The sequence below is a fragment of the Flavobacterium sp. DG1-102-2 genome (assembly GCF_033042555.1).
Lineage (GTDB): Bacteria > Bacteroidota > Bacteroidia > Flavobacteriales > Flavobacteriaceae > Flavobacterium.
In genome coordinates this window covers 711,377-734,166 of sequence record NZ_JAWLIK010000001.1, presented here as the reverse complement: position 1 = coordinate 734,166, position 22,790 = coordinate 711,377, and the positions used below count along the sequence as shown (strand labels likewise).

The window sequence follows — 22,790 nt, the reverse complement described above, 5'->3', positions numbered from 1 at the left end:
CCTAAAACAAATTCTAATGAATAATATAAATACAAATGTGTCCCAGGGTCATAATTGGGGTAATAAATCGTTGGTATTCATTCTTTTCATGCTTTTTCTTTCTGTAGGCGCATTTGCCCAGAACAAAAAGCTGATTACGGGTGTTGTTTATGATAATACCAAATTTCCAATGCCGGGAGCCAACATTCTTGAGGCAGGAACTACAAATGCTACCTCTACAGATGCAGATGGTAAATTTGTACTTGAGGTAAAAACGGGAAGCACGATCATCATATCTTCTGTTGGTTTCACTACACAGAATATTATAGTAGATGCTTCGACAAAAAATCTTTCTGTTACACTCGAAGAAAGCGCAATCATGCTTGAAGGCGTGGAGCTTGTATCTGTAGGTTATGGTACCATGAGAAAATCAGACCTTACAGGAGCCATATCTTCAGTAAAAGGGGAAGACCTTGTAAAAGGTGTTATTACCTCTACGGAGCAGGCACTTCAGGGTAAAGTTGCCGGTTTAGCGGTGACGCAGAGCACTGGTGATCCAAGCAGCGGTGCAACATTACGCTTAAGGGGAGGAACATCGCTTACAGCAAGCAACAGCCCGCTTATTGTTGTAGATGGTATAGCAGGTGTAGACATAAATGTTGTTCAGCCGTCAGATATTAAATCGGTTGATGTATTAAAGGATGCCTCTGCAACTGCAATCTATGGTTCAAGGGGTGCTAATGGTGTAATTATCATCACAACAAAAAACGGAAGCAAAGGCGGAACGTCGTTAGTATATAATGGATACACAGGTGTAAGCCAGGCTTCAAACAATCTTGACCTTCTTTCTGCTGATCAGTGGAGGGGGTATGTAAGACAAAATAACCTTACCGATGCTGTAGATTATGGTGGAAACACAAACTGGCAGAAAGAATTGCAGCAAACTGCTTTTACACAGTCGCACAATCTTAGCATTACTTCAGGAAGTGAGATGAGTAACCTGCGTACGTCTATACTTTATCTTAAAAATGATGGTGTTGTTAAAACAACAGGGTTAGAACGTTTAAGCGCTAATATCGTAGGCACACAATATTCTGCCAATAAAGCTCTTAAGTTTGATACCGGACTTTTTGCTAATATTGATAAATGGCAGCCGTTAGATTACAGAATTTTTGAAAGGTCATTTAACCTTAACCCTACAATACCGGTAAGAGATGCTAACGGAGATTTTACTCAGGTAGGCGGTACGCTAAATGAAAACCCTGTTGAGATACAAACAAACAGGGCTGCTGATAACGAAAGGCACAGGGTTCTTGGATACTTCAAGACAGAAGCTAAATTCCTCAATGATTTTACAGCTACGGTAAACCTTTCTTTAGAGCATAATGCTATGCAGGGAAGTACTTACAAGCCATCTTACGCAATGATGGAAGGCCGTACTGAACGTGGTTACGCACAAAAAACATACGAAGAATACACTAATGCACAACTTGAGGCGTATGTTGGGTACAGTAAAATGCTGGGCAAACACAGCGTTAGCGCAACGGCAGGTTATTCATACTATGAAAATATCTATAAAGGCTTTGGCGCACAGAGAAGTGGTTTCGTAACAGATCTTTTTGGATACAACAATCTTGGCGCGGGATACAACTACCGTTTAGGTGACGTGTATTCATACAAGGGAAAGTCTAATCTCGTGTCTTTCTTTGGTAGGGCTAATTATTCGTTTGACGGAAAATATATGCTTACAGGAACTGTTAGGAGAGATGGTTCAAGCCGTTTTGGAGCTAACAACAAGTGGGGTGTGTTCCCTTCTGCTTCTGCAGCGTGGAAAATTTCAGGAGAAGAATTTATGAGTTCAACGTCTGGCTGGTTATCTAACCTTAAACTTAGGGCCGGTTATGGTGTTACAGGTAACCAGGATGGTATTGGCGAATACAAATCTCTTTCGATCCTTGGGGTAGGCAGAGACAGTTATTATGATCCTGCAACTGGAACGTGGAGCCTTGCCTATTCGCCAACGCAAAACCCTAACCCTGACCTTAAATGGGAGTCTACGAGACAGCTTAACATTGGTTTAGATTTCAGCCTTTTTGACAGGATTACAGGTTCGATCGAGGTGTATGACAAACAGACTGAAGATTTATTATATACGTATCAGGTACCACAGCCCCCTTATTTAGTAGGTACAATGCTTGCTAACGTGGGTGATCTTTCTAATAAAGGTGTAGAGGTTACGCTTAATGCTAACATCATTAACAACAAAGACTTTACCTGGGATACCAGCTTTAACTTTGCCAAGAACAAACAAAAAATAGAAAAACTTTCTAACCAGGCGTATAAAACAGATGTTATTTACAGCGGATCGCTTCACGGATTATCGGGTATGTCTAACCAGTTTTCTCAGGTTATTAAAGAAGGATATCCGGTAGGTACATTCTGGGGACCGGAAGCACAGGGACTTGATGCTGACGGAAACATAATTGTAGGTACTGAAGACAAAGTGATAGGTAATGCACAACCGGACTTCACGCTTGGTTTTGGAATGAACTTTACATACAAAAATGTAGATTTTGGCTTTACAGGTTACGGAATGTTTGGACAGGATATACTTAACGCAACAGATATGATGCTTAACGACCCTAACAGGCTGCCATCTTACAATGTTAGCGATGATTATTTAGGAAGCGGTATAAAATCATCGCCTAAATATTCAAGCTACTGGATAGAAGACGGTTCTTTCTTCAGGCTGCAAACAGTAAGCCTTGGTTATACAATACCTTTTAAGGATACTAAATCTAAACTTAGATTATATGTTACAGGACAAAACCTTGCCGTATTTACAAAATACAAAGGTGTAGACCCTGAGGTAAACTACAGCGGACTTGAAAGCCCTGGTATTGAAAGGTTTAATAACTACCCAAGGCCAAGGACAATAACCTTTGGATTGAATTTTACACTGGCAGACTAAACATAACAGATTAATTATAAAATATACGAAATGAAAGTCAAAATAATAGCAGCATTATTTTTTAGCTCGCTTTTTACTTTATCATGTACTAATCTGGAAGAAGATCTGTATGATAGGGTACCGGACGACGAATTTGGAAAAACACCAACAGAAATTGAAGCGCTTGTAGGTGGTGCATATTCTTCACTTAGAGGATTTAGCGATGCGATATCAAACTCTTTTCCTACCTGCGAATATGTGTTCTTTTTGAACGAGGTAGCTTCAGATGAAGCAGTAATACCTACAAGGGGAACAGACTGGTTTGACGGCGGGCGTTATCAGGATGTGCAAAGGCACCAATGGAACTATGAAAATGGGATGATACTTTCGGCATGGCGTTATTGTTACGCCGGTATTGCAAAGGTAAACTCTATCATTTACCAGGTAGATAAGTCAGGTTTGACAGAAGAGGCAAGAAAACCTATTTATGCCGAGCTTAAGTCTATTAGGGCATATTACTACTATATGCTTCTTGATATGTTTGGTAATGTGCCTATTGTTACCAATTTTGAAGATCAGGGATTGCCATCTAACTCTTCACGTCAGGAAGTTTATAACTTTGTGGAAAGCGAGTTGGTTAATTCTTTGCCATACCTTAAACCAAATGTGGTATATTCTAAATTTACTAAGAATGTAGCGTATGCTTTATTGGCAAGATTGTATTTAAACTCTGAAGCGTTTGTAGGTACTGCCCGTTGGCAGGAATGCATAGATATGTGCCAGAATATCTCTGGATACACAATAACGCCCGACTATTTTGCAAGCTTTACGACAAATAACCAAACGTCTCCGGAAATTGTATTTGCTATACCGTATGACCAGAAAGCAGGGACTGTAGGTAATTACCTTTCTTCTATGAGCTGCCATTATATGCAAAGGTTTGCAATCTCTCCTACAGGCGATTACCCATGGAGTGCAAACGGGATATGCGGACAGCCCGGCCTCTATTCGTCTTTTGATGATGCCGATAAGAGAAAGAAATCGATGATTGAAGGTGACCAGATCAACCTTGCATCGGGATCGGTAATTATTATGGACAGCGGATTGCCACTTACGTATACAGAAGACATCGTAAATTTTACAAATGCTAAGCAAAATGAAGGTGTAAGGCTTGGTAAATATGAGATGAAAGCTGGTGAGCAGTGGGAACGTGACCATGATTGGGTTGTAATTCGTTATGCGGAGATACTTATGATGCAGGCAGAATGCTATGTTCGTTTAGGCTCTCCTACGCTTGCAGCACCATTTGTTGAACAGATAAGGACGCGTGCAGGCCTTGATACGCCGGCAGCAATAGATCTTGAATTTATAGACCAGGAACTTCGCCGTGAATTTGTGTTTGAAGGGCGAAGAAGGACAGACAACATTAGGTTTGGTACATTCTTCCAGCCATGGTGGGAAAAAGGAGCTACTCCTGCTTACAGGAGCATTTTCCCTATTCCTAAAGCGGTAATGGATACCAATTCAAATCTTGTGCAGAATCCTCAATACTAAGTTATCTGAGTGCCGGTCTTCTATGGGGGGTTAGTCATAGGGGATCGGCATCTCATATTAAATTAATAGCATAGCTAATGAAAAAAATTACAACACTACTGTTTGCCGGCTTATTAAGCGTTACTGCTATAATGAGCTGTAGCAGTGACGATAATAAGAACTCTGCAACATCACAGCCGGAAAATTTAGATCCGGTTGCTGTCGTTAAGACAAACAATACCAAGATATATATGCATTATATGCCTTGGTTTGAAACTAAGGAAAGTAGTACTAACAATCAGTGGGGTTATCACTGGACAATGGCTAATAAAAATCCTGACAATGTGGATGCTAATGGCAAACGCGAGATTGCATCACATTACTATCCGCTTATTGGGCCTTATCATTCGGGTGATAAAGAGGTTATTGAAAACCACTTGCTGCTTATGAAATATGCAGGAATAGATGGCGTATTAATTGACTGGTATGGTACATATAACCTAAACGATTACAGGATTAACCGTGACAATGCCGAAGCGCTTATTGATATGCTTGACAAAGTAGGGCTTGAGTATGCCATAGTATATGAAGACCGTTTTTTAACAAACATTGTAGATGCAGGGCTCTCGCCTACGGTGATAAGTGCCGCTAAAACAGATTTCAGCTACATGCAGAACAACTATTTTAACGATGCTAATTACATTAAGGTTGATGGCAAACCGCTGTTGTTAAACTTCGGGCCAATTACACTTGCAACTCCTGCTGACTGGACCAATGCATTTAGCGTGTTCAGTGCCAAGCCTACGTTTTTAACCCTTTGGTATGAGTCTGGCGATGCCGGGGCAAATGCATCGGGAGAATATGCATGGGTGTATCAGGATAATACGCATATAAGTAATTTTTATGCTAATAAACTTCCTACTCTTCCTGTAGCAATGGGCAGCGCTTATCCCGGTTTTAATGATTTTTATGCACAGGGAGGTGGAGGAGAAGCTATTGGCTGGACAATAGATCATAATAATGGCGCTACGCTTGATGAAACTCTGGCTATGGCTCAAAATGCTAATTTAAAATACCTTCAGCTAATAACGTGGAACGATTTTGGAGAGGGTACTATGTTTGAACCAACGATTGAGTTTGGCTATTCATATATCGAGAAGGTAAAGGCATTTGCAGGCGTTCAGAGTGCTCCCGTAGCATTTTCTGAAATCAGCAGGCTTTATAATTTAAGAAAGCAACACAAGAACAACTCCGGCATCCAGGCTAAACTAAATAGAGCATTTGACTATTTTGTTTCTATGCAGCCGGATAAAGCAGTAGCGCTGCTTAATGAAATAGAATAAGGATAAACACATATTAAAGAATGAAAAACAGAATTTACAAGCAGTGCCTGGCGGCGATAGTATTTGTCTCGCTGTCGTGCAGTGCCCAAAAAACGTACACGATTAAATCTCCGGGAAAAAATAATGAACTTATTTTTGACCTCACTAAAACGGGCGAGCCTGAATACCGTTTTAAAGCTAACGGAAAATCAGTAATAGAGCCGTCATTACTTGGATTCGAATTTCAGGATCTTGAAAAAATGACTACTGGTTTTATGGTGGTTAGTACTGAACAAAAATTGGTAAACCAAAACTGGGAACAGCCATGGGGCGAGTTTAGAAAAATGACCGATAAGCATAACGAACTTATTGTACACTTAAAAGAGGCTAAGGGTGAGCAAAGGTTTGTTGACCTTATCTTCAGGGTATTTGATGACGGACTTGGTTTTAGGTATTACTTTCCGAAACAGCCTAAGCTGGGTAAAGTGAAAATTTCTAACGAAGTAACGCAATTTACTTTTGCGGATAATAATGACGTGTGGTGGACACCGGTACATAACGAAAACAGCTACTATGAAAGTTATTACAAAAAGTCGCCAATGAGCCAGACGGATACCATAAACACTCCGGCAACTTTTGAAATGAAAAACAAGCTGTATGTAGCCATACACGAGGCAAACCTTACAGACTTCGCATCCATGACGCTTGTTAAAGGTAAAGGTAATCAATACAAAAGTGACCTTGTGCCTTGGGCAGATGGTATTAAGGTATATGCAGAAACACCTTTTTATACGCCATGGAGAACAGTCATAGTTGGTAAAACACCGGGTGATTTAGCAGTATCTCAGCTTACGCTAAATCTAAACGAACCATCAAAAATTGAGGATACCTCGTGGATTGAAACTTCTAAATATATTGGTATATGGTGGGGTATTCACTTAGATAACTATACCTGGAGCCAGGGGCCTAAGCATGGCGCAACAACAAAGAATACGAAAGAATACATAGATTTTGCAGCCAAAAATAAGCTGGATGGTGTTCTTGTAGAAGGATGGAACATTGGCTGGGATGGCGACTGGACGGCAGATGGCAGTTCATTTAGCTTTGTAAAGCCTTATCCTGATTTTGATATAGAAGAGATTACTAAATATGCTGCATCAAAAAATGTACGCCTTATTGGCCATCATGAAACTGCCGGAGCTTCTAAACATTACGAAAGCCAGATGGATGAGGCATTCAAGATGTATAACAAGTTTGGCGTTAATACGGTAAAGACAGGATATGTAAACAAATTTCTTGATAAAAAGGAATGGCACGACGGTCAATACGGTGTTCGTCATTACAGAAAAGTTATTGAGACAGCTGCTAAATACCACATCATGATAGATAATCATGAGCCGGTAAAAGGTACCGGGCTTAACCGTACATATCCTAACCTTATGGCTCAGGAAGGAGCAAGAGGTCAGGAATATGATGCATGGTCGGCAGATGGGGGTAACAACCCTGAGCACACAACGATAATACCTTTTACAAGGATGCTTGCAGGGCCGTTTGATTTTACGCCGGGTACATTTAATTTTGATTATAAAACACCGTCAGGAGCAAAAGTACAGACAACACTTGCCAAACAGCTTGCGCTTTATGTAGTTATTTACAGCCCGCTTCAAATGGCATCAGACGAGCCTAAGAATTACGAAGGCAAAAAAGAATTCCAGTTTGTAAAATATGTACCATGCAAGTGGTCTGAAACTAAAATGCTTGATTCTAAAATAGGAGAATATGTTACTGTAGCGCGTAAGGACTGGGATGGCAACAGCTGGTACCTAGGCGCTATATCTAACAGCAATTCACGTAAATTAACGGTATCGCTTGATTTCCTTGAAGTAGGTAAGACATACAAAGCAGAAATCTATGCTGATGGTGCAGGGGCTAATTATAAGACAAATCCAACGCCTGTAACGATCTCTTCTAAGGAAGTGAATAGCAAATCGGTTCTTGACCTAAACCTGGCAGCAGGTGGGGGAACAGCAATTAAATTTACACCGGTAAGCAAATAATAATTGGAAAAAATTGACTTCAGTAATTTGTTAATTTTTGGGTAAGCGGGGCAGGGATGCCCCGCTTTTTTTGCGTGAAAACAAAATGTAATGTTTTAAGGGAACAGCTTATTTAGTATTTATGAGCACTATTTTGCACTTATAAGTAAAATATTTTAACAAAAAATTAAAAATTGATAATTCTGGCAGGATTTGTGCTTGATAAAATTTAATGTAATACTTTTGCAATTACAAATGAGAGTTAACAAGGTACATATAGGTTTAAGAATTATGTGGGTGCTTATGGCATTGCACATATTCAACTTTAGTATTGATAACCCTCACACTCTTTTTGAACACAGCAAAGTAGATTCTGACTTTGAAGAGGTGGATAGTGTTGTAGAGCTTGTACTTGAAGATGTTTTAAATATTGATAATGCAATACCCGAACATCACTCTAAAACGCCGCTATCGCACAAATTCAACGTTAAGAAATTTGTAATGATGTTTGAAGAGCCTGCAGCTTTAAAATTTAACGAACCTCTGGTTGTAAATTTTAAAATTGTAGTGCCGGACATCAGTTATAAAAATCCTATATATAACTCACCTCTCGTGAGTATATTTTCCCCGCCGCCCGAGGCTTAAATACTATTTATTTTTGGCTTGACAGTTATACTGTCGAGAGACTTTTGCATGCCTTATGTTATCATTGATGCTATTTCAATGTTTGGCATATACTCCTGCATATTATTTCCTATATAGTATTTAAACACAATTTTACCTATGGAATTTAAACGTAAATTCTTTGGCTGGATAGCTATATTGTTTATCCAGGCAGTGGGTGTAGCGCAGACTACTGAACCGGTGACACTCACAATAAAACAGGCGGAGGAACTTTTCTTCAAGAACAACTTTATGCTTTTAGCCCAGCAATATGATATTGACAGGGCAGGTGCTGCGATCATTCAGTCTAAAGTATATCCGAACCCGCAAATTACGGCAGATATGGTTGCCTATCAGGGACAGGAAAATTTATATTTTCCAAGCTGGAATCACGGCAATTTTGCAGCAGGTCTTGAACAGGTTATCCTTATGGGCGGAAAACGCCGTAAGCAGATTGAGATTGCTAAAATGGATAAAAAGATCGCTGAGGCCGAGCTTACAGATCTTACCAGAAATCTTCAGTTACAAATATGGCAGTCTTTTTACACGCTTCACCATCAGCAGAAACTTATTGAAAAATATAATAATCTGCTTAGCAGGCTTCAGTCGCTTATAACAAGTTATGAAGCCCAGGTGGCAAAGAACAACATTGCGCTTAAAGACCTTGTAAGGCTTAAATCAGTTTATGTAAAAATAAACAATGATAAATCTGAAGAATCAGAAGTGCTTATTGAAGAACAGTCTAAGCTTAATATACTATTAGGAACTAATACAGTTATACAGACAGTTTATACTGTAAATGACGCAAAAGCATATTCAGGGAAACCGTTGCTATATGACCTGATACTGAATGAGTCATTAGAGAACAGGCCGGATCTTAACCAGGCAAAGCTTGAAATAGAATCGGCAAAACTTAATGTTTCGCTACAGAGAAAACAAAATATTCCTGATGTAACACTTAGGGCAGGATATAACCAGCAGGGAGATGCTTTTAATAATCAATATAATGTGGGAATAGGTATTCCGCTTCCAATTTTTGACAGGAACAGGGGTAACATACAGTCTGCGAAAATTAGGCAGGAACAACAAACAAAGAATGTTTCATACAAAGAGCTTGAGATTCAAAATCAAACACTTGCTGCTTATCAAAATTACACAAGGAGCGTAGAAGAATATAAAAATATAAACGCTCTGGTTAATGATGATTTTGATGCTGTGTTTAATGGTATCAATACCAACTTTCAGAAAGGTAATGTTTCTATGATTGAGTTTACCGATTTTTTTGAAGCATATAATGAAGCACAAACTGAAGTTGAGAGAGTAAAGAAGCAGTTGGCAATAGCAGCAGCTCAAATTAATTATGTAACAGGCACAAATAACTTTTAATGATGAAAACATTTAAATATATATTCCTTACGGCATTATTTACAGCAGCGCTAACAAGCTGCTCTAAAAAGGAAGAAACACATACTGACGAGAACAAGAAGTTTGTAATGAGCGATACTATGTTTAACACCAGCACTTTTGCCGATGTTAAAATGGAAGATGCACAAAATGAGATAAGGCTATTTGGTAAGGTAACTGCCGAAAATAATAATATGGCTCAGGTATTTCCAGCCGTAGGCGGGAGCGTAATGAGCATTAAAGCAGAACTTGGAGACTATGTAAAACAGGGGCAGCTTCTTGCAAGCGTTCAGAGTAGTGAGGTCGCAGGTTTCCAGAGCCAGACAAGTGATGCCGATGCCGATGTTAGCATTGCCGAACGTAACCTGCAAAGTGTAAAAGATCTTTATGACGGAAAACTTGCGTCTGAAAAGGAACTTGTAATGGCAAAGAAAGAGCTTGATAAGGCACGTGCCGAAAAAGAAAGAATGACCGAAGTAAACAAGATATATCGTTTAAAAAGCGGATCGGTTTATAATATGTATGCGCCAATAAGCGGCTATGTGGTGGCTAAAGACATAAGCCCGAACGAAATGCTTAGCAATAACAGGGACGAAGCAGTTTTTACTATCGCAAAGCTTGATAATGTATGGGTCTTAGCTAACGTCAACGAAAGTGACCTTGCACGAATTAAACAAGGGCAGGAGGTAAGCATCCAGACAATTGCTTATCCTGATAAAAAGATTACTGGTAAAATAGACAAGATATTTAACGTGATAGATCCACAAACAAGGGCAGCAAAAGCACTTATCAAAGTACCAAACAATGACGGATCGCTTAAGCCTGAAATGAATGCTACAGTTACCGTACATTATTCAGATAACGAGAAATATATAGCAGTGCCATCAGCCGCCGTAGTTTTTGACAAAAACAAAAACTTTGTAATGGTATACAAAGCGAAAGATGATGTAGAAACACGCGAGGTTACTATCTACAGGGCACTTGATGACAAAACATATCTCAAAGGCGGCCTTAAAGAGGGAGAGAAAGTTATTGTGAAAGGCAATTTACTTATATACGACGCTATAAACGATTAAATTAAACAGCAATGAACAAATTAATTAAAGGCATAATAGGGTTTTCCCTACGCAATAAGCTGTTTACCTTTTTTTGGATAGGTATAGTAGTTATTGCAGGTATTATAAGCTATAAAAACATTCCTGTTGAGGCATTTCCTGATGTTACCAACACACAGATAATAATTGTAACGCAATGGCCGGGTAGAAGTGCCGAAGAGGTAGAACGTTTTGTTACGTCTCCGGTTGAGATTGCAATGAACTCGGTACAGAAAAAAGAAAATGTGCGTAGTGTTACCATGTTTGGGCTTTCTGTGATAAAGATAATTTTTGATGACGATGTAGACGATTTTTTTGCCCGTCAGCAGGTTAATAATCAGCTTAAGAACGTGCAGCTGCCTGATGACGTAGACCCTGAAGTTCAGCCTCCTTATGGGCCTACAGGCGAAATTTTTAGGTATACATTAAATAGTAAAGAGAAAGACACACGTGAGCTTCTTACCATACAAAACTGGGTTATAGACAGACAATTAAGAGCTGTACCGGGTATCGCTGATGTTGTGGCTTTTGGCGGACGCGAAAAAACATACGAGGTAGAAATAGACCCTATCTTACTGCAAAAATATGAATTGACATCTCCTGAAGTGTATGAGGCGATAAGCAAAGCCAACGTAAATGTAGGTGGCGATATTATTGAGAAAAATGGCCAGGCGTATGTAGTGCGCGGTGTAGGCTTACTTGATTCGCGTGCAGATATTGAAAATACAATCGTTGCACAATCTGACGGTAACCCAATTCTTATTAAGAATATTGCTAAGGTGACTGAATCTAATATTCCGCGTGTTGGGCAGGCAGGTCTTAATGGCAATGATGACGTTGTTGAGGGTATTGTAGTAATGCGTAAAAACGAAAACCCGTCTGAAGTATTGGCCCGCCTCAAAGAGAAAATTGAATATGTTCAGGAAAATGTACTGCCTAAGGATGTAAAAATGGAAACATTTTATGACCGTGACAGGCTTATGGAGTACTGTACACATACTGTAACGCACAACCTTGTTGAAGGTATTATCCTGGTTACCGTTATTGTGTTTTTATTTATGGCCGACTGGCGTACTACGGTAATCGTTTCCATAATTATTCCGCTTGCACTGCTGTTTGCGTTTTTATGCCTTAAGCTGAAAGGAATGAGTGCCAACCTGCTTTCACTTGGTGCGGTTGACTTTGGTATTATCATAGATGGTGCCGTCGTCATGGTCGAAGGGCTCTTTGTGACCTTAGACCAGCTCCAGCATAAAATAGGGCCTGAACGTTACAATAAGCTTTCTAAACTTGGACTTATAAGAAAAGCGGGAACTAAACTTGGTATAGCGATCTTTTTTAGTAAACTGATCATAATCTCTGCATTACTGCCAATATTTTCATTTGAGAAAGTAGAAGGCAAAATGTTCTCTCCATTGGCATGGACATTAGGTTTTGCGCTGCTTGGAGCATTATTATTTACATTGACCCTTGTACCTTTATTGTGTTCTATTTTACTGAACAAAAATGTAAAAGAGAAACACAATGTATTTGTTGAGTTCTTTAATAAAATAGTTACTAAAGGTTTCAATATTACTTTTAAACACAAGAAGATATCTATCATCATTTCATTGATAGTATTAGGGCTAACCCTGTTTTCTACAAGGTTCCTGGGATCAGAATTTCTACCGCCTCTTAATGAGGGTGCGCTTTGGGTTACCGCAGAGTTACCGATTAGTAATTCGCTTACCGAAAGTGTAAAAATGGCGAAGATCATCCGAAAGGAGTTAAAAGAATTTCCTGAAGTTGACGATGTATTGTCGCAAACAGGACGTAGTAATGATGGTACCGATCCAAATGGATTTGGCTTCCTTCAGTTTCAGGTGGACCTTAAGCCAAAGGATGAATGGACAAGGGGAGTATCTCAGGATGAACTTATCGAGGAAATGAACCATAAGCTCAGTCGCTATCAGGGTATTACATGGAATTACTCACAGCCTGTTGTAGATAACGTGGCTGAGGCCGTTGCAGGATTTAAAGCGTCTAATGCTGTCAAGATATATGGAGATGACTTAGAAGAACTTGATAAGCTTGCCAATCAGGTGATGGAAAAGATCAAACACGTTGATGGTGTTAAAGATGTAGGTGTACTTCGTAATCTTGGTCAGCCGGGCATAAGCGTTAAGTTTGATGAAGAAAAAATGGCGCTATATGGTGTACAGAAACAAGATGCGCAAAGTATAATAGAAATGGCAATTGGCGGTAAAACAGCAACGCAGAAATATGAAGGCGAAAAGAAATTTGACATCAGGCTGCGTTACCAGAAAGATTACCGTAAAGATGAACAGGATATCATGAACCTTATGGTGCCTACGCTTCGCGGAACTAAAGTGCCGCTTAAAGAGATAGCGCAGCTTAGCACAGAAACAGGCCCGGCACTTATTTACCGGGATAATACCAAACGTTTTATAGGTGTCAAATTCTCTGTTCGTGACCGTGACCTTGGAAGCACAATTGCTGATGCACAGGCTAAGGTTAAAGCAGTTAAGATTCCTGAGGGCTATTCTATAGGATGGACGGGTGAATATGAGAACCAGATTAGGGCGAGTGCTAAACTGGCTCAGGTAGTTCCAATATCATTGGTTTTGATATTTGTCTTGCTGTTCATAATGTTTGGTAATATAAAAGATTCGCTACTGGTCCTTGTCAATGTACCATTTGCTGTAATAGGCGGTATACTGGCACTTCATATTACGGGTATCAATTTTGGTATTTCGGCAGGGGTAGGGTTTATCGCATTGCTGGGTATATGTATCCAGAATGGCGTTATCCTCGTTTCGGAATTCCATACGAATCTTAAGAGCAAGATGTCACTTCATGAGTCGATTATTGAGGGCGTGAAATCAAGGACAAGGCCGGTTGTAATGACGGCACTCATGGCAGCTATTGGGCTTATGCCGGCAGCGTTGTCCACAGGTATCGGTTCAGAATCCCAGAAACCATTAGCGGTATCAATCATTGGTGGTTTAGTAACTGCGACTGTATTTACACTTTTGGTTTTCCCTAATTTCTTCTACTGGGCAATGCGAAAAAAACATCAGAAAATGATGGAATAACGATAGATTTTTAGATTTGGTTTTTGTTAAGTGAAGCCCGGCCGGAATGTAATGTTTCGGTCGGGTTTCCATTTTAATATTGATACTATATTGTCAATTATATAAATTAAATTATATGGAATAATCAATAAAAGGGGCGTTTACATAACTTTTATTATATTTGTTGAAGTGTTTTTCTTAAAAATTATATAAATTTTAATTTTTATCCGTTTGTCTATGAAAAAGAAAAGAGTTTCAATAAAGGATATTGCAGATGCGCTAAGTATTTCAGTTACATCTGTTTCTTTTATACTTAATGGTAAGGCAGAAGAGAAACATATTTCTAAAGAGCTTACAAAAAAAGTACTTGATTATGCTGCAGCGATAAATTATCGGCCTAACCAGATCGCACAGAGCCTTCGTACAGGTAAATCGAAGATTCTTGTATTTATGGTAGAAGATATATCTAACAGCTTCTTTGCTAACCTTGCAAGGAGTATCGAGGATATAGCATATGAAAAAGGGTATAAGGTGATTTTTTGCAGTAATGAAAATGATGATGATAAATCTAATGATCTTATTGAGGTATTCAACTTCAGGCAGGTAGATGGCTTCATAATAGTTCCTTCGGCAGGTATAAAAGAAACAGTAAGACAACTCATAGATGATAATATTCCTGTTGTATTGCTGGATAGGTATTTTGAAGACCTTGAAAGTAATGTTGTGGTTATTGACAATGAAGAAGCTTCTTACACTGCAACAAAACATCTTATTGACAATAAATATAAAAATATAACTTTTATAACCACTGATACAGAACAGACACAAATGCTGGATCGCCTTGCAGGTTATAAGAGGGCTGTAAATGAAGCCGGCCTAGCTCCGGAAGTAGTATTTGTACCCTTTACACAGGCGGGAACAGAGGCAGGAAAAAAACTTATTACAGATTTTGTAAAGAATGCTGCTAAACCTGATGCTGTTTTTTTTGCTACTAACTATTTAGCCCTTTTAGGGCTTGAAGTATTTAAGAACGAGAGCCCGCAGTTAATAGATGATCTGGGGATAGTAACCTTTGACGATAACGACCTTTTCAGAATCTTTAGCCCAACAATAACAGCTGTTGCCCAACCAATGTGGCAAATTGGTACCGAACTTATGGAAGTGATGCTTCAACTCCTCAAAAAGAAAGACGTAAAAGAAGATACTCAAAAAATCGTATTAAAAGCAGAACTAAAAGTAAGAGAGTCTTCAACTGAAAAGAGGCGCTTAAAATAATAAGGTGCTGCTAGCTGCAAATTCTTTAATTTTATAAAAATTTTCGCGGTTATGCTGTATTATCATAAATTTATTAAAACCCCTGTAGGAGAATTAAAGCTTATTGCAGGCGAGAAGGGCCTTGTTGCCATACTATGGGAAAATGATAACCCTGAGCGAGTAAAAACAGGTACAGACAGTATTGAGGATAACAATCATTCTGTACTTCTCGAAACTGAAAAGCAACTTAGTGAATATTTTTTACAGCAACGATATGTATTTACCATTCCTCTTGATTTTACCGGAACTGAATTTCAAAAAAAGGTTTGGTTGGAACTGCTTAAAATTCCTTTTGGCGAAACCCGAACCTATGGAGATATAGCCAGGCAGTTAGGTGATATAAATGCAGTGAGGGCGGTAGGCGCCGCTAATGGTAAAAATCCTATCTCTATTATTGCTCCATGCCATCGTGTAATTGGAGCGTCCGGTAAATTGACCGGTTTTGCAGGAGGCCTTGAAAATAAAGCGCGACTACTGCATATTGAGTCATCGTTTAAAAACCCGACACTTTGGTAACGTTATGCATTTCTTCTGAACCCTACTATAAATGTACTACCACTGCCTAGCGCACTTACTAAGGATATATAACCTCCCATAGCATCTACAAACTCTTTACTTATTGCAAGTCCAAGACCTGTACCTTCTTTTTCTGTACCCGGCACCCGAAAGTATTTATCAAATACCTTATCCTGAAATTGCGGGTCTATACCTACGCCGTGATCTGTTATATGTACCTCAACATGCAACGGCATAATTTTATTTTTGATTTCTATTGAGGAATTTTCATAAGAATAACGTACAGCATTCGAAAGCAGATTAGAAATTATCCAGGTAGCTTTTTCTTTGTCAGATATTATATCAGGTAAACTGTTTTCAAGGTAATCCTGTATAATAATTGTTTTTTGTTTAGCCAGCTTTTGAGTTGCTAAGACAGCGTCATCTACAATTTCAGAAACATCACAAGACTCTATTTTTAATTCTGATTTTCCTGTTTCCACCTGTGTTATGTTAAGCAATTCTCCCGTGGTGCGTAAGAGTCTTTCGGCATCATCTTTTAATCCACCTATTAATTCTTTTTGCTCGCGATTTAAATTGCCGGTGCGTTCATTTTCCAGCAATTGAAGGCTCATCTTCATAGAAGCTATTGGTGTTTTGAATTCGTGCGATACTGTTGCTATAAAATTGGTTTTTGCGGCATCAAGTTCCTTGTAGGGTGTAATGTTCCTTAATATAATAAACGAGCCAATTTCTTTCTTCTCGGTTTCGCCGGTTGGTATTATACCAATGTTTACAATCTGTTTTTCAAAATAGCTTTCTTTATTATCAGAGTATATCTTTAGGGTTTCGTTTTTACTGTCATCCGATACCAAGTGCTGCAATAGCGATCGCATCAGGTCATTATGCAGTGCAATTTCTTCAGCTTGTTTACCTGTAAGGTCTTCATTGGTTAGCCCGGAGACTTTCAATGCAGCTTCATTAATAAAAAGTATCCTGTTTCTTTCATCAAGGCCGATTACAGGGTCGTGTAGAGTGTTTATAAGCGTTTCTATACGTTTCTTTTCCATCATCAGTTTGGCGAAATCACTGGCATTATACTCCTGAAGCTTCTCTGCCATTGAGTTAAACGATTTTGCCAGTGTAGTAAACTCATCATGTCCTTTAAAGTATAGGCGTTGCGAATAGTTTTTAGCAGCAATCTGGCGGATACTTTCTGTAAGGTCGCGTATCGGGTTGGCTATATAACCTGGTAGGTTAATGATAAGCGTAAAGCCAATAATGAAACAAAACGAACTTACCAGCGACATCCATACAATAGAATCATCTGCTGTCTTATCTGCCGAATTGCTTTTCCGCTGAATAGCGTCCATGTTGAGTTTCATGATGGCGTTAAGATCGGCTCTTACTTTTTCAAGCAGTATAGTGTCTTTGGGATATTTTTCAAAGGCAGCAAAATGTTCTGTCAGGTCTGATGTTATTTCACTTTCGCCGACTTCAGTAACATTTTGTTGTTGTTTTTCAAGAAATACCCTGAACTTTTGGAGATCGGGCCCGGTTTCCTGTTCATCAAGAATCTTGTACATATTACGTGAATAATCAAGCGAATGGTAGTTGTCCGTTAATATGTTTTTGGTTTCGCCGGCCAATACGTTTACCTGTCGGATGCCAATGGCAGAAAGCACTGTTATCATCAGGAATAACAGGCTGACGGCTATAATGAGTTTTGTTTTAATTTTCATGATCAGGACAAAATGATGAGGTCAATCTCACTCGAAGATAGTTTATTTAGCAATTCCTTAAAAATGTTTGTAGACAAGATAACTTTAAATAAAGTAAGGTGCGGTTTGCCAACACATATCGTGGTTGCCCTACGTGCTTCGGCCTGTTCTATAATGGCTGTGGCTATTTTTGTATGCTGAATTCTTATTATTTCTGCTCCCAGTTCGGTTGCCAGCTTAAAGTTGTTTATAAGGTGGCGTTGTTTGTCGAGCGCAATCCTGTCGCTGCTTTCATGCGGCAGTTCTACATAAAGTAAAAACCATTTGCTGTGGTAATAATTGGCAAGTCGGGCTGTTTTACGTATCACTTTTTTAGCTGTGTTATGATTACTGCTTATGCAGGCCATAAAACGTTCCTGTTTAAAATTAGCTATACCCGTAATCTCGCTTTCTACTTTTCGTTCCACCTGGCTGGCTACCTCTTTAAGAGCAAGTTCGCGCAGTTGTAGGATATGCTCTGCTTTAAAAAAGTTAGACAGAGCCGATTGTATTTTATCGGGCGTGTAGATCTTACCTTCTTTTAAACGTGTAATCAATTCATCGGCAGTGAGGTCAATGTTTACCACCTCATCAGCGGCTTTAAGTACGCTATCAGGTATTCTTTCCTTAACCTCAACACCGGTAATTTCTTTTATGTCATCATTAAGGCTTTCAATATGCTGAATGTTTACAGCGCTAATCACATTGATACCTGCGTCAATTATGTCAATTACATCCTGCCAGCGTTTTTCATTTTTGCTGCCCTCAATATTGGTATGTGCCAGTTCATCCACCACTACTACTTCAGGACGAAGGTTTATTATAGCCTGCACATCCATTTCCTCGAGGTATTTGCCTTTGTAGAAAATAGAGCGTTTGGGCACTATTGGCAATCCGTCTAAAAGATCGTGTGTCTCTTTGCGGTTATGGGTTTCAATAAAGCCTATTTTAACATCAATGCCATTGCGCAGTAAGGTATGCGCTTCCTGTAGCATACGAAAAGTTTTGCCTACACCGGCACTCATGCCGATGTAGACCTTAAACTTACCTTTTCTCGATTTCTGGATCAGGTCGAGAAAATGTTTTACATTATTTTCTTTTTCACTGTCCACGTTTATAACCTGAAGTTAACTGCAAGGGTAATTCTGTTTTCGCTTTTCTTTAAATCTGCAGCCCAGGGCGTAGTACCTGTTGGGCCGTTTGTCCATCCACTTGCCGATGTTGTTCCGCCGCTGCCTGTAAAGTAAGGCACGCTTGCGTTACGGTATCCATATTCTAACCTAAATGTTACAAAATCGCTTGGCATAATATCAAAAGTAGTGGTAAACTGAAATATCTTCAGCTTGTCGCCATTGGCAATAGCACTATCATAATTGTTGGGTACATCGCCTGTAGTGGCAGGAGTAAAGGCAAGGTAAGGTGAAACATTTACACCATTAACTACCGATTGATTTGTCATATAATCAGCCCTTAGTGTTACCGCCATTTTATTTTTATTGAACCATACACGGTTAGCCAACGATGTACCTATCATAAAGTTGTCCTTTGCTTTTACGATGTCGCCCTCCTGATCGTTACTCTGGAAACCGTAGTGGGAGTTAAGGCTGAATGCCGCCTGCGAAATTCCTTTAGACTCAGGATTCTTGTAGTAACGACCTACTATACTATTGTCATGGTGAAAACGAACCCTTTCAGACTGGTTACCTTCTGTATCGGGATTTTGCGTATCGCGACCTAAATAGAAGTTAGCAACTAACTGGAGATTCTCGCTCGGGCGATAATAGGTTGAGCTTCCAAGACCCGGGCCTTTACTAAAGCTGTTGTAGCTTTGCCATCCGTTTAGCAGCCATAATTCAGTCCTAAGATTTTTAGAAGGATGTACCTGAACGCGTGCACCTGTAAAATAGAAAGGAGTAAAGTCACACAGCATACTTCTCTGGTAGCTCCAGTTTTCCTGGGTTACATAACTCTCTAAGCCAATGTAACTCATAAATATACCCATCTCTACATTGATGCCATACCAAGTATTAAAATGGTATCCTGCTGCTGCCTCACGGATATATTTTAGGTTATAGATGCTCGTGTTACGGCCTCTGTTTACAGATCCGTCAAGATCGTTAACAATAGATCCCATCTGCCCGTATTGAAGCCACACACGGCCAATAATGTTTTTGTAATTGGTTTCAAGACCAATACTAGCTAAATTTAAAGTAAACTCATTATGACGACCAATTGTAGATGATATGGTTTGGGTGTTATCAGTCGGGTTAGCAAAGTTATAATTATAGTAGGCATCAAGATAAGTTACGCCTGTAAGTATTGTTTCGCCATCCTTGTCTTTTAATGTTAGCGGAAAATTTTTCTGTCTGTTCTGTCCGTTTATCCATGTTAGGTCCATACCGTCAAAAGGAACTTTTTTAGTTATGGTGTCCTGAGCCTGTACGGCCATTACAGTAATAAATAGTAGTACAACTGTGCTAATTGCTTTCATGAGAATGTTTATTTGTTTTTAATTTGTTTGAAAACCTTGCAGGAGGGGTTTGATTTAATATTATTTGTTTGCCAACTTATCTAAAGCGATATTTAGTTTCAATACGTTTATTTTTTCCGGGCCAAATAACCTTAGTAATGGTTTATCTGTATTGTTTTCTATAAGGGTTTCCAGTTCGGCTACTTTTATATTTCTCGCTTTAGCGATTCTTTTCATCTGGAATTTAGCCGATAGTACCGAGATGTGAGGATCAAGCCCGCTGGCGCTTGCCGTTACCATTTCTACAGGAATGTCTTTCTTTTGCATATCAGGGTTTTGAGAAAGTATACTGTCTATCCTTTTTTGTGCATCGGCAAGATATTCAGGGTTAGACGGGCCTTTGTTGCTGCCACCGGAACCGGCGGCATTGTATGCCACCGCCGATGGTCTAGCATTAAAGTAACCCTCACTTTTAAACTCCTGCCCAATGTTGGCATAATATGTTTTTCCGTTAGCCGAAATCGTTTCGCCTTTACCACGGTTGGGCATTGCCTGTGCAACGCCGTATATTATTGCGGTATATATTCCCGAGAAGCAAACAATACATATAACAGTGAGCTTCAGGGTTTGTAAAAATATATTTTTCATGATTTTAATTTTAGATGAAGAAAGCCACGGCAACGTCTATAATTTTTATGCCGATGAATGGAACGATTACACCTCCGAGTCCATAGATAAATAGGTTTCGCCTCAATAATGCCGATGCCCCAATAGGTTTATAAGCAACGCCTTTAAGCGCCAGCGGAATAAGGAACGGGATAATTATTGCATTAAATAGTACGGCCGATAGTATGGCGCTTTCAGGGCTGTGCAGGTGCATAATATTAAGTCCCTGTAGCGCAGGAATAGCGGCTATAAACAGTGCCGGGATAATGGCAAAGTACTTGGCAACGTCATTAGCAATGCTAAAGGTGGTCAACGTACCGCGTGTCATTAGCAGCTGTTTGCCTATTTCTACTATTTCAATAAGTTTGGTAGGGTCATTATCAAGGTCTACCATATTGCCGGCTTCTTTTGCAGCCTGCGTTCCGCTGTTCATCGCAACGCCCACATCGGCCTGGGCAAGCGCAGGGGCGTCATTAGTACCATCACCCATCATGGCAACCAGCTTACCTTTTGCCTGCTCATCTTTTATGTAGTTCATTTTGTCTTCAGGCTTTGCTTCGGCTATAAAATCATCCACACCTGCTTTTTCGGCAATAAATTTGGCAGTTAGCGGATTATCGCCCGTAACCATTACCGTTTTTACACCCATTTTACGCAGCCTTTCAAAACGCTCCTGAATACCCGTTTTAATAATGTCCTGGAGTTCTATAACGCCCAGCACCTTTTCATTTTCGGTGACAACCAGTGGTGTTCCGCCTTTACCTGATATTTTTGCCACTTTTTTAGCTACCATATCAGGATAAAGATTACCGTGTTTTTCCACCAGGTTTTTCATGGCATCTGAAGCGCCTTTACGAATTCTCTTACCATCGGTATCAACACCTGAGCTTCTTGTTTCAGCTGTGAATTTTATGAACACAGAGTCTTTTACTTTAAAGTTAGGATCTACACCCGCAAGCTCTATAATGCTTTTGCCTTCAGGGGTTTCATCCGCCAGCGAGCTTAATACAGCTGCCTCAATAAAATGTTTTTCGGTCACACCATCGGCAGCGTAGAAATGTGTAGCCTTACGGTTACCTATAGTTATCGTCCCGGTTTTATCCAAAAGCAATACATCTATATCTCCGGCAGTTTCAACCGCTTTACCTGATTTAGTAATTACATTGGCACGCAATGCCCTGTCCATACCTGCTATACCAATGGCTGATAGCAGTCCTCCTATGGTAGTAGGTATAAGGCAAACGAACAGCGAAATGAAAGCAGCTATGGTAATAGGCGCGTGGGCAAAATCGGCAAAAGGCTTAAGGGTGATGCAAACTATTATGAAAACAAGGGTAAAGCCTGCTAATAATATAGTTAGTGCGATCTCATTTGGCGTTTTCTGCCTGCTTGCACCTTCTACAAGGGCAATCATTTTATCAAGAAAGCTTTCTCCTGCATTGGTTGTAACCTTTACGGTTATCTTATCTGATAATACTTTTGTACCACCGGTAACCGAACTTTTATCGCCTCCCGCTTCACGTATTACAGGGGCGCTCTCACCAGTAATGGCGCTTTCGTCAATAGTAGCGAGCCCTTTAATGATCTCACCATCGGTTGGGATAATATCTCCCGCTTCGCAGATAAAAACATCTCCTTTAATAAGGGTAGAAGAGGGCACAATATTTACTTCGTCTACATACACTTCACCCACAGGAAATATCTTTTTAGCCGGGGTTTCTTCACGGGTTTTTCTAAGGCTGTCCGCCTGTGCTTTGCCACGTGCCTCGGCGATAGCCTCGGCAAAATTGGCAAACAACAACGTAAACAGGAGGACAAGGAATATTACAAAGTTATAGGCAAAACTTCCCTGTCCCTGTTCACCGCTAAGTATCCATAGGCATACGCACAGCATAACTGCAGTGCCTATCTCTACCGTAAACATAATTGGGTTACGGGAAAGGCTCTTAGGGTTCAGTTTCACAAAAGACTGTTTTAATGCTTCAAGCACCAGTTCTTTCTGAAACAGTGATTTATTATTTTTCATACAA

15 protein-coding genes are annotated in these 22,790 nt (G+C 39.7%); 10 read left to right on the top strand and 5 right to left on the bottom strand.

Annotated elements, in window-relative coordinates:
* The first annotated feature begins 16 nt into the window (after window positions 1–16).
* From R1T16_RS03195 to R1T16_RS03150, 10 genes are all read left to right on the top strand, one after another.
* Window positions 17–2,950 carry a TonB-dependent receptor gene (locus R1T16_RS03195; protein WP_317499616.1) on the top strand — a complete coding sequence of 978 codons (2,934 nt, stop codon included), beginning with the start codon at window positions 17–19 and terminating at the stop codon, window positions 2,948–2,950.
* A gap of 30 nt (window positions 2,951–2,980) precedes the next feature.
* Complete coding sequence (locus R1T16_RS03190) at window positions 2,981–4,483, top strand: RagB/SusD family nutrient uptake outer membrane protein (RefSeq protein WP_317499615.1); 1,503 nt, start codon at window positions 2,981–2,983, stop codon at window positions 4,481–4,483.
* 77 nt (window positions 4,484–4,560) lie between these two features.
* Complete coding sequence (locus R1T16_RS03185; RefSeq protein ID WP_317499614.1) at window positions 4,561–5,805, top strand: glycoside hydrolase family 71/99-like protein; 1,245 nt, start codon at window positions 4,561–4,563, stop codon at window positions 5,803–5,805.
* A gap of 20 nt (window positions 5,806–5,825) precedes the next feature.
* Window positions 5,826–7,841 carry a glycoside hydrolase family 97 protein gene (locus tag R1T16_RS03180; protein WP_317499613.1) on the top strand — a complete coding sequence of 672 codons (2,016 nt, stop codon included), beginning with the start codon at window positions 5,826–5,828 and terminating at the stop codon, window positions 7,839–7,841.
* A gap of 234 nt (window positions 7,842–8,075) precedes the next feature.
* Window positions 8,076–8,465, top strand: coding sequence for a hypothetical protein (locus R1T16_RS03175; protein ID WP_317499612.1), 390 nt, complete (start codon window positions 8,076–8,078; stop codon window positions 8,463–8,465).
* Between the two features lie 138 nt (window positions 8,466–8,603).
* Window positions 8,604–9,869, top strand: coding sequence for a TolC family protein (locus R1T16_RS03170; RefSeq protein WP_317499611.1), 1,266 nt, complete (start codon window positions 8,604–8,606; stop codon window positions 9,867–9,869).
* Window positions 9,869–10,963, top strand: coding sequence for an efflux RND transporter periplasmic adaptor subunit (locus tag R1T16_RS03165; RefSeq protein ID WP_317499610.1), 1,095 nt, complete (start codon window positions 9,869–9,871; stop codon window positions 10,961–10,963). The genes R1T16_RS03170 and R1T16_RS03165 overlap by 1 nt, the downstream gene beginning before the upstream one ends.
* An 11-nt stretch (window positions 10,964–10,974) precedes the next feature.
* Window positions 10,975–14,076, top strand: a complete 3,102-nt coding sequence (locus R1T16_RS03160) for a CusA/CzcA family heavy metal efflux RND transporter (protein ID WP_317499609.1) — start codon at window positions 10,975–10,977, stop codon at window positions 14,074–14,076.
* 216 nt (window positions 14,077–14,292) lie between these two features.
* Entirely contained in the window at window positions 14,293–15,330 is a 1,038-nt protein-coding gene (locus R1T16_RS03155; RefSeq protein WP_317499608.1) for a LacI family DNA-binding transcriptional regulator, read from the top strand.
* Window positions 15,331–15,381: 51 nt separating this feature from the next.
* Window positions 15,382–15,885 (top strand): methylated-DNA--[protein]-cysteine S-methyltransferase, encoded by a 504-nt coding sequence (locus tag R1T16_RS03150; RefSeq protein ID WP_317499607.1) that lies wholly within the window; start codon window positions 15,382–15,384, stop codon window positions 15,883–15,885.
* A 2-nt stretch (window positions 15,886–15,887) separates the two neighbouring features.
* On the opposite strand, the gene R1T16_RS03145 is transcribed toward R1T16_RS03150, so the two are convergent.
* The 5 genes from R1T16_RS03145 to kdpB are packed head-to-tail and all read right to left on the bottom strand — an operon-like array spanning window position 15,888 to window position 22,786.
* Complete coding sequence (locus tag R1T16_RS03145) at window positions 15,888–17,606, bottom strand: ATP-binding protein (RefSeq protein ID WP_317499606.1); 1,719 nt, start codon at window positions 17,604–17,606, stop codon at window positions 15,888–15,890.
* Window positions 17,607–17,608: 2 nt separating this feature from the next.
* On the bottom strand, window positions 17,609–18,736 hold the full coding sequence (locus R1T16_RS03140) for a sensor protein KdpD (protein WP_317499605.1): 1,128 nt from the start codon (window positions 18,734–18,736) through the stop codon (window positions 17,609–17,611).
* Window positions 18,737–18,738: 2 nt separating this feature from the next.
* Window positions 18,739–20,115 carry an outer membrane beta-barrel protein gene (locus R1T16_RS03135; protein WP_317499604.1) on the bottom strand — a complete coding sequence of 459 codons (1,377 nt, stop codon included), beginning with the start codon at window positions 20,113–20,115 and terminating at the stop codon, window positions 18,739–18,741.
* A 60-nt stretch (window positions 20,116–20,175) separates the two neighbouring features.
* Entirely contained in the window at window positions 20,176–20,742 is a 567-nt protein-coding gene (locus R1T16_RS03130; RefSeq protein ID WP_317499603.1) for a K(+)-transporting ATPase subunit C, read from the bottom strand.
* Window positions 20,743–20,752: 10 nt separating this feature from the next.
* Window positions 20,753–22,786 (bottom strand): potassium-transporting ATPase subunit KdpB, encoded by a 2,034-nt coding sequence (gene kdpB, locus R1T16_RS03125; protein ID WP_317499602.1) that lies wholly within the window; start codon window positions 22,784–22,786, stop codon window positions 20,753–20,755.
* Window positions 22,787–22,790: the final 4 nt, after the last annotated feature.

Excerpts from the sequence above, each read along its gene's own strand:
- R1T16_RS03195 (WP_317499616.1), top strand. The coding sequence starts at position 17 with ATGAATAATATAAATACAAATGTGTCCCAGGGTCATAATTGGGGTAAT.
- R1T16_RS03190 (WP_317499615.1), top strand. The coding sequence starts at position 2,981 with ATGAAAGTCAAAATAATAGCAGCATTATTTTTTAGCTCGCTTTTTACT.
- R1T16_RS03185 (WP_317499614.1), top strand. The coding sequence starts at position 4,561 with ATGAAAAAAATTACAACACTACTGTTTGCCGGCTTATTAAGCGTTACT.
- R1T16_RS03180 (WP_317499613.1), top strand. The coding sequence starts at position 5,826 with ATGAAAAACAGAATTTACAAGCAGTGCCTGGCGGCGATAGTATTTGTC.
- R1T16_RS03175 (WP_317499612.1), top strand. The coding sequence starts at position 8,076 with ATGAGAGTTAACAAGGTACATATAGGTTTAAGAATTATGTGGGTGCTT.
- R1T16_RS03170 (WP_317499611.1), top strand. The coding sequence starts at position 8,604 with ATGGAATTTAAACGTAAATTCTTTGGCTGGATAGCTATATTGTTTATC.
- R1T16_RS03165 (WP_317499610.1), top strand. The coding sequence starts at position 9,869 with ATGATGAAAACATTTAAATATATATTCCTTACGGCATTATTTACAGCA.
- R1T16_RS03160 (WP_317499609.1), top strand. The coding sequence starts at position 10,975 with ATGAACAAATTAATTAAAGGCATAATAGGGTTTTCCCTACGCAATAAG.
- R1T16_RS03155 (WP_317499608.1), top strand. The coding sequence starts at position 14,293 with ATGAAAAAGAAAAGAGTTTCAATAAAGGATATTGCAGATGCGCTAAGT.
- R1T16_RS03150 (WP_317499607.1), top strand. The coding sequence starts at position 15,382 with ATGCTGTATTATCATAAATTTATTAAAACCCCTGTAGGAGAATTAAAG.
- R1T16_RS03145 (WP_317499606.1), bottom strand. The coding sequence starts at position 17,606 with ATGAAAATTAAAACAAAACTCATTATAGCCGTCAGCCTGTTATTCCTG.
- R1T16_RS03135 (WP_317499604.1), bottom strand. The coding sequence starts at position 20,115 with ATGAAAGCAATTAGCACAGTTGTACTACTATTTATTACTGTAATGGCC.
- R1T16_RS03130 (WP_317499603.1), bottom strand. The coding sequence starts at position 20,742 with ATGAAAAATATATTTTTACAAACCCTGAAGCTCACTGTTATATGTATT.
- kdpB (WP_317499602.1), bottom strand. The coding sequence starts at position 22,786 with ATGAAAAATAATAAATCACTGTTTCAGAAAGAACTGGTGCTTGAAGCA.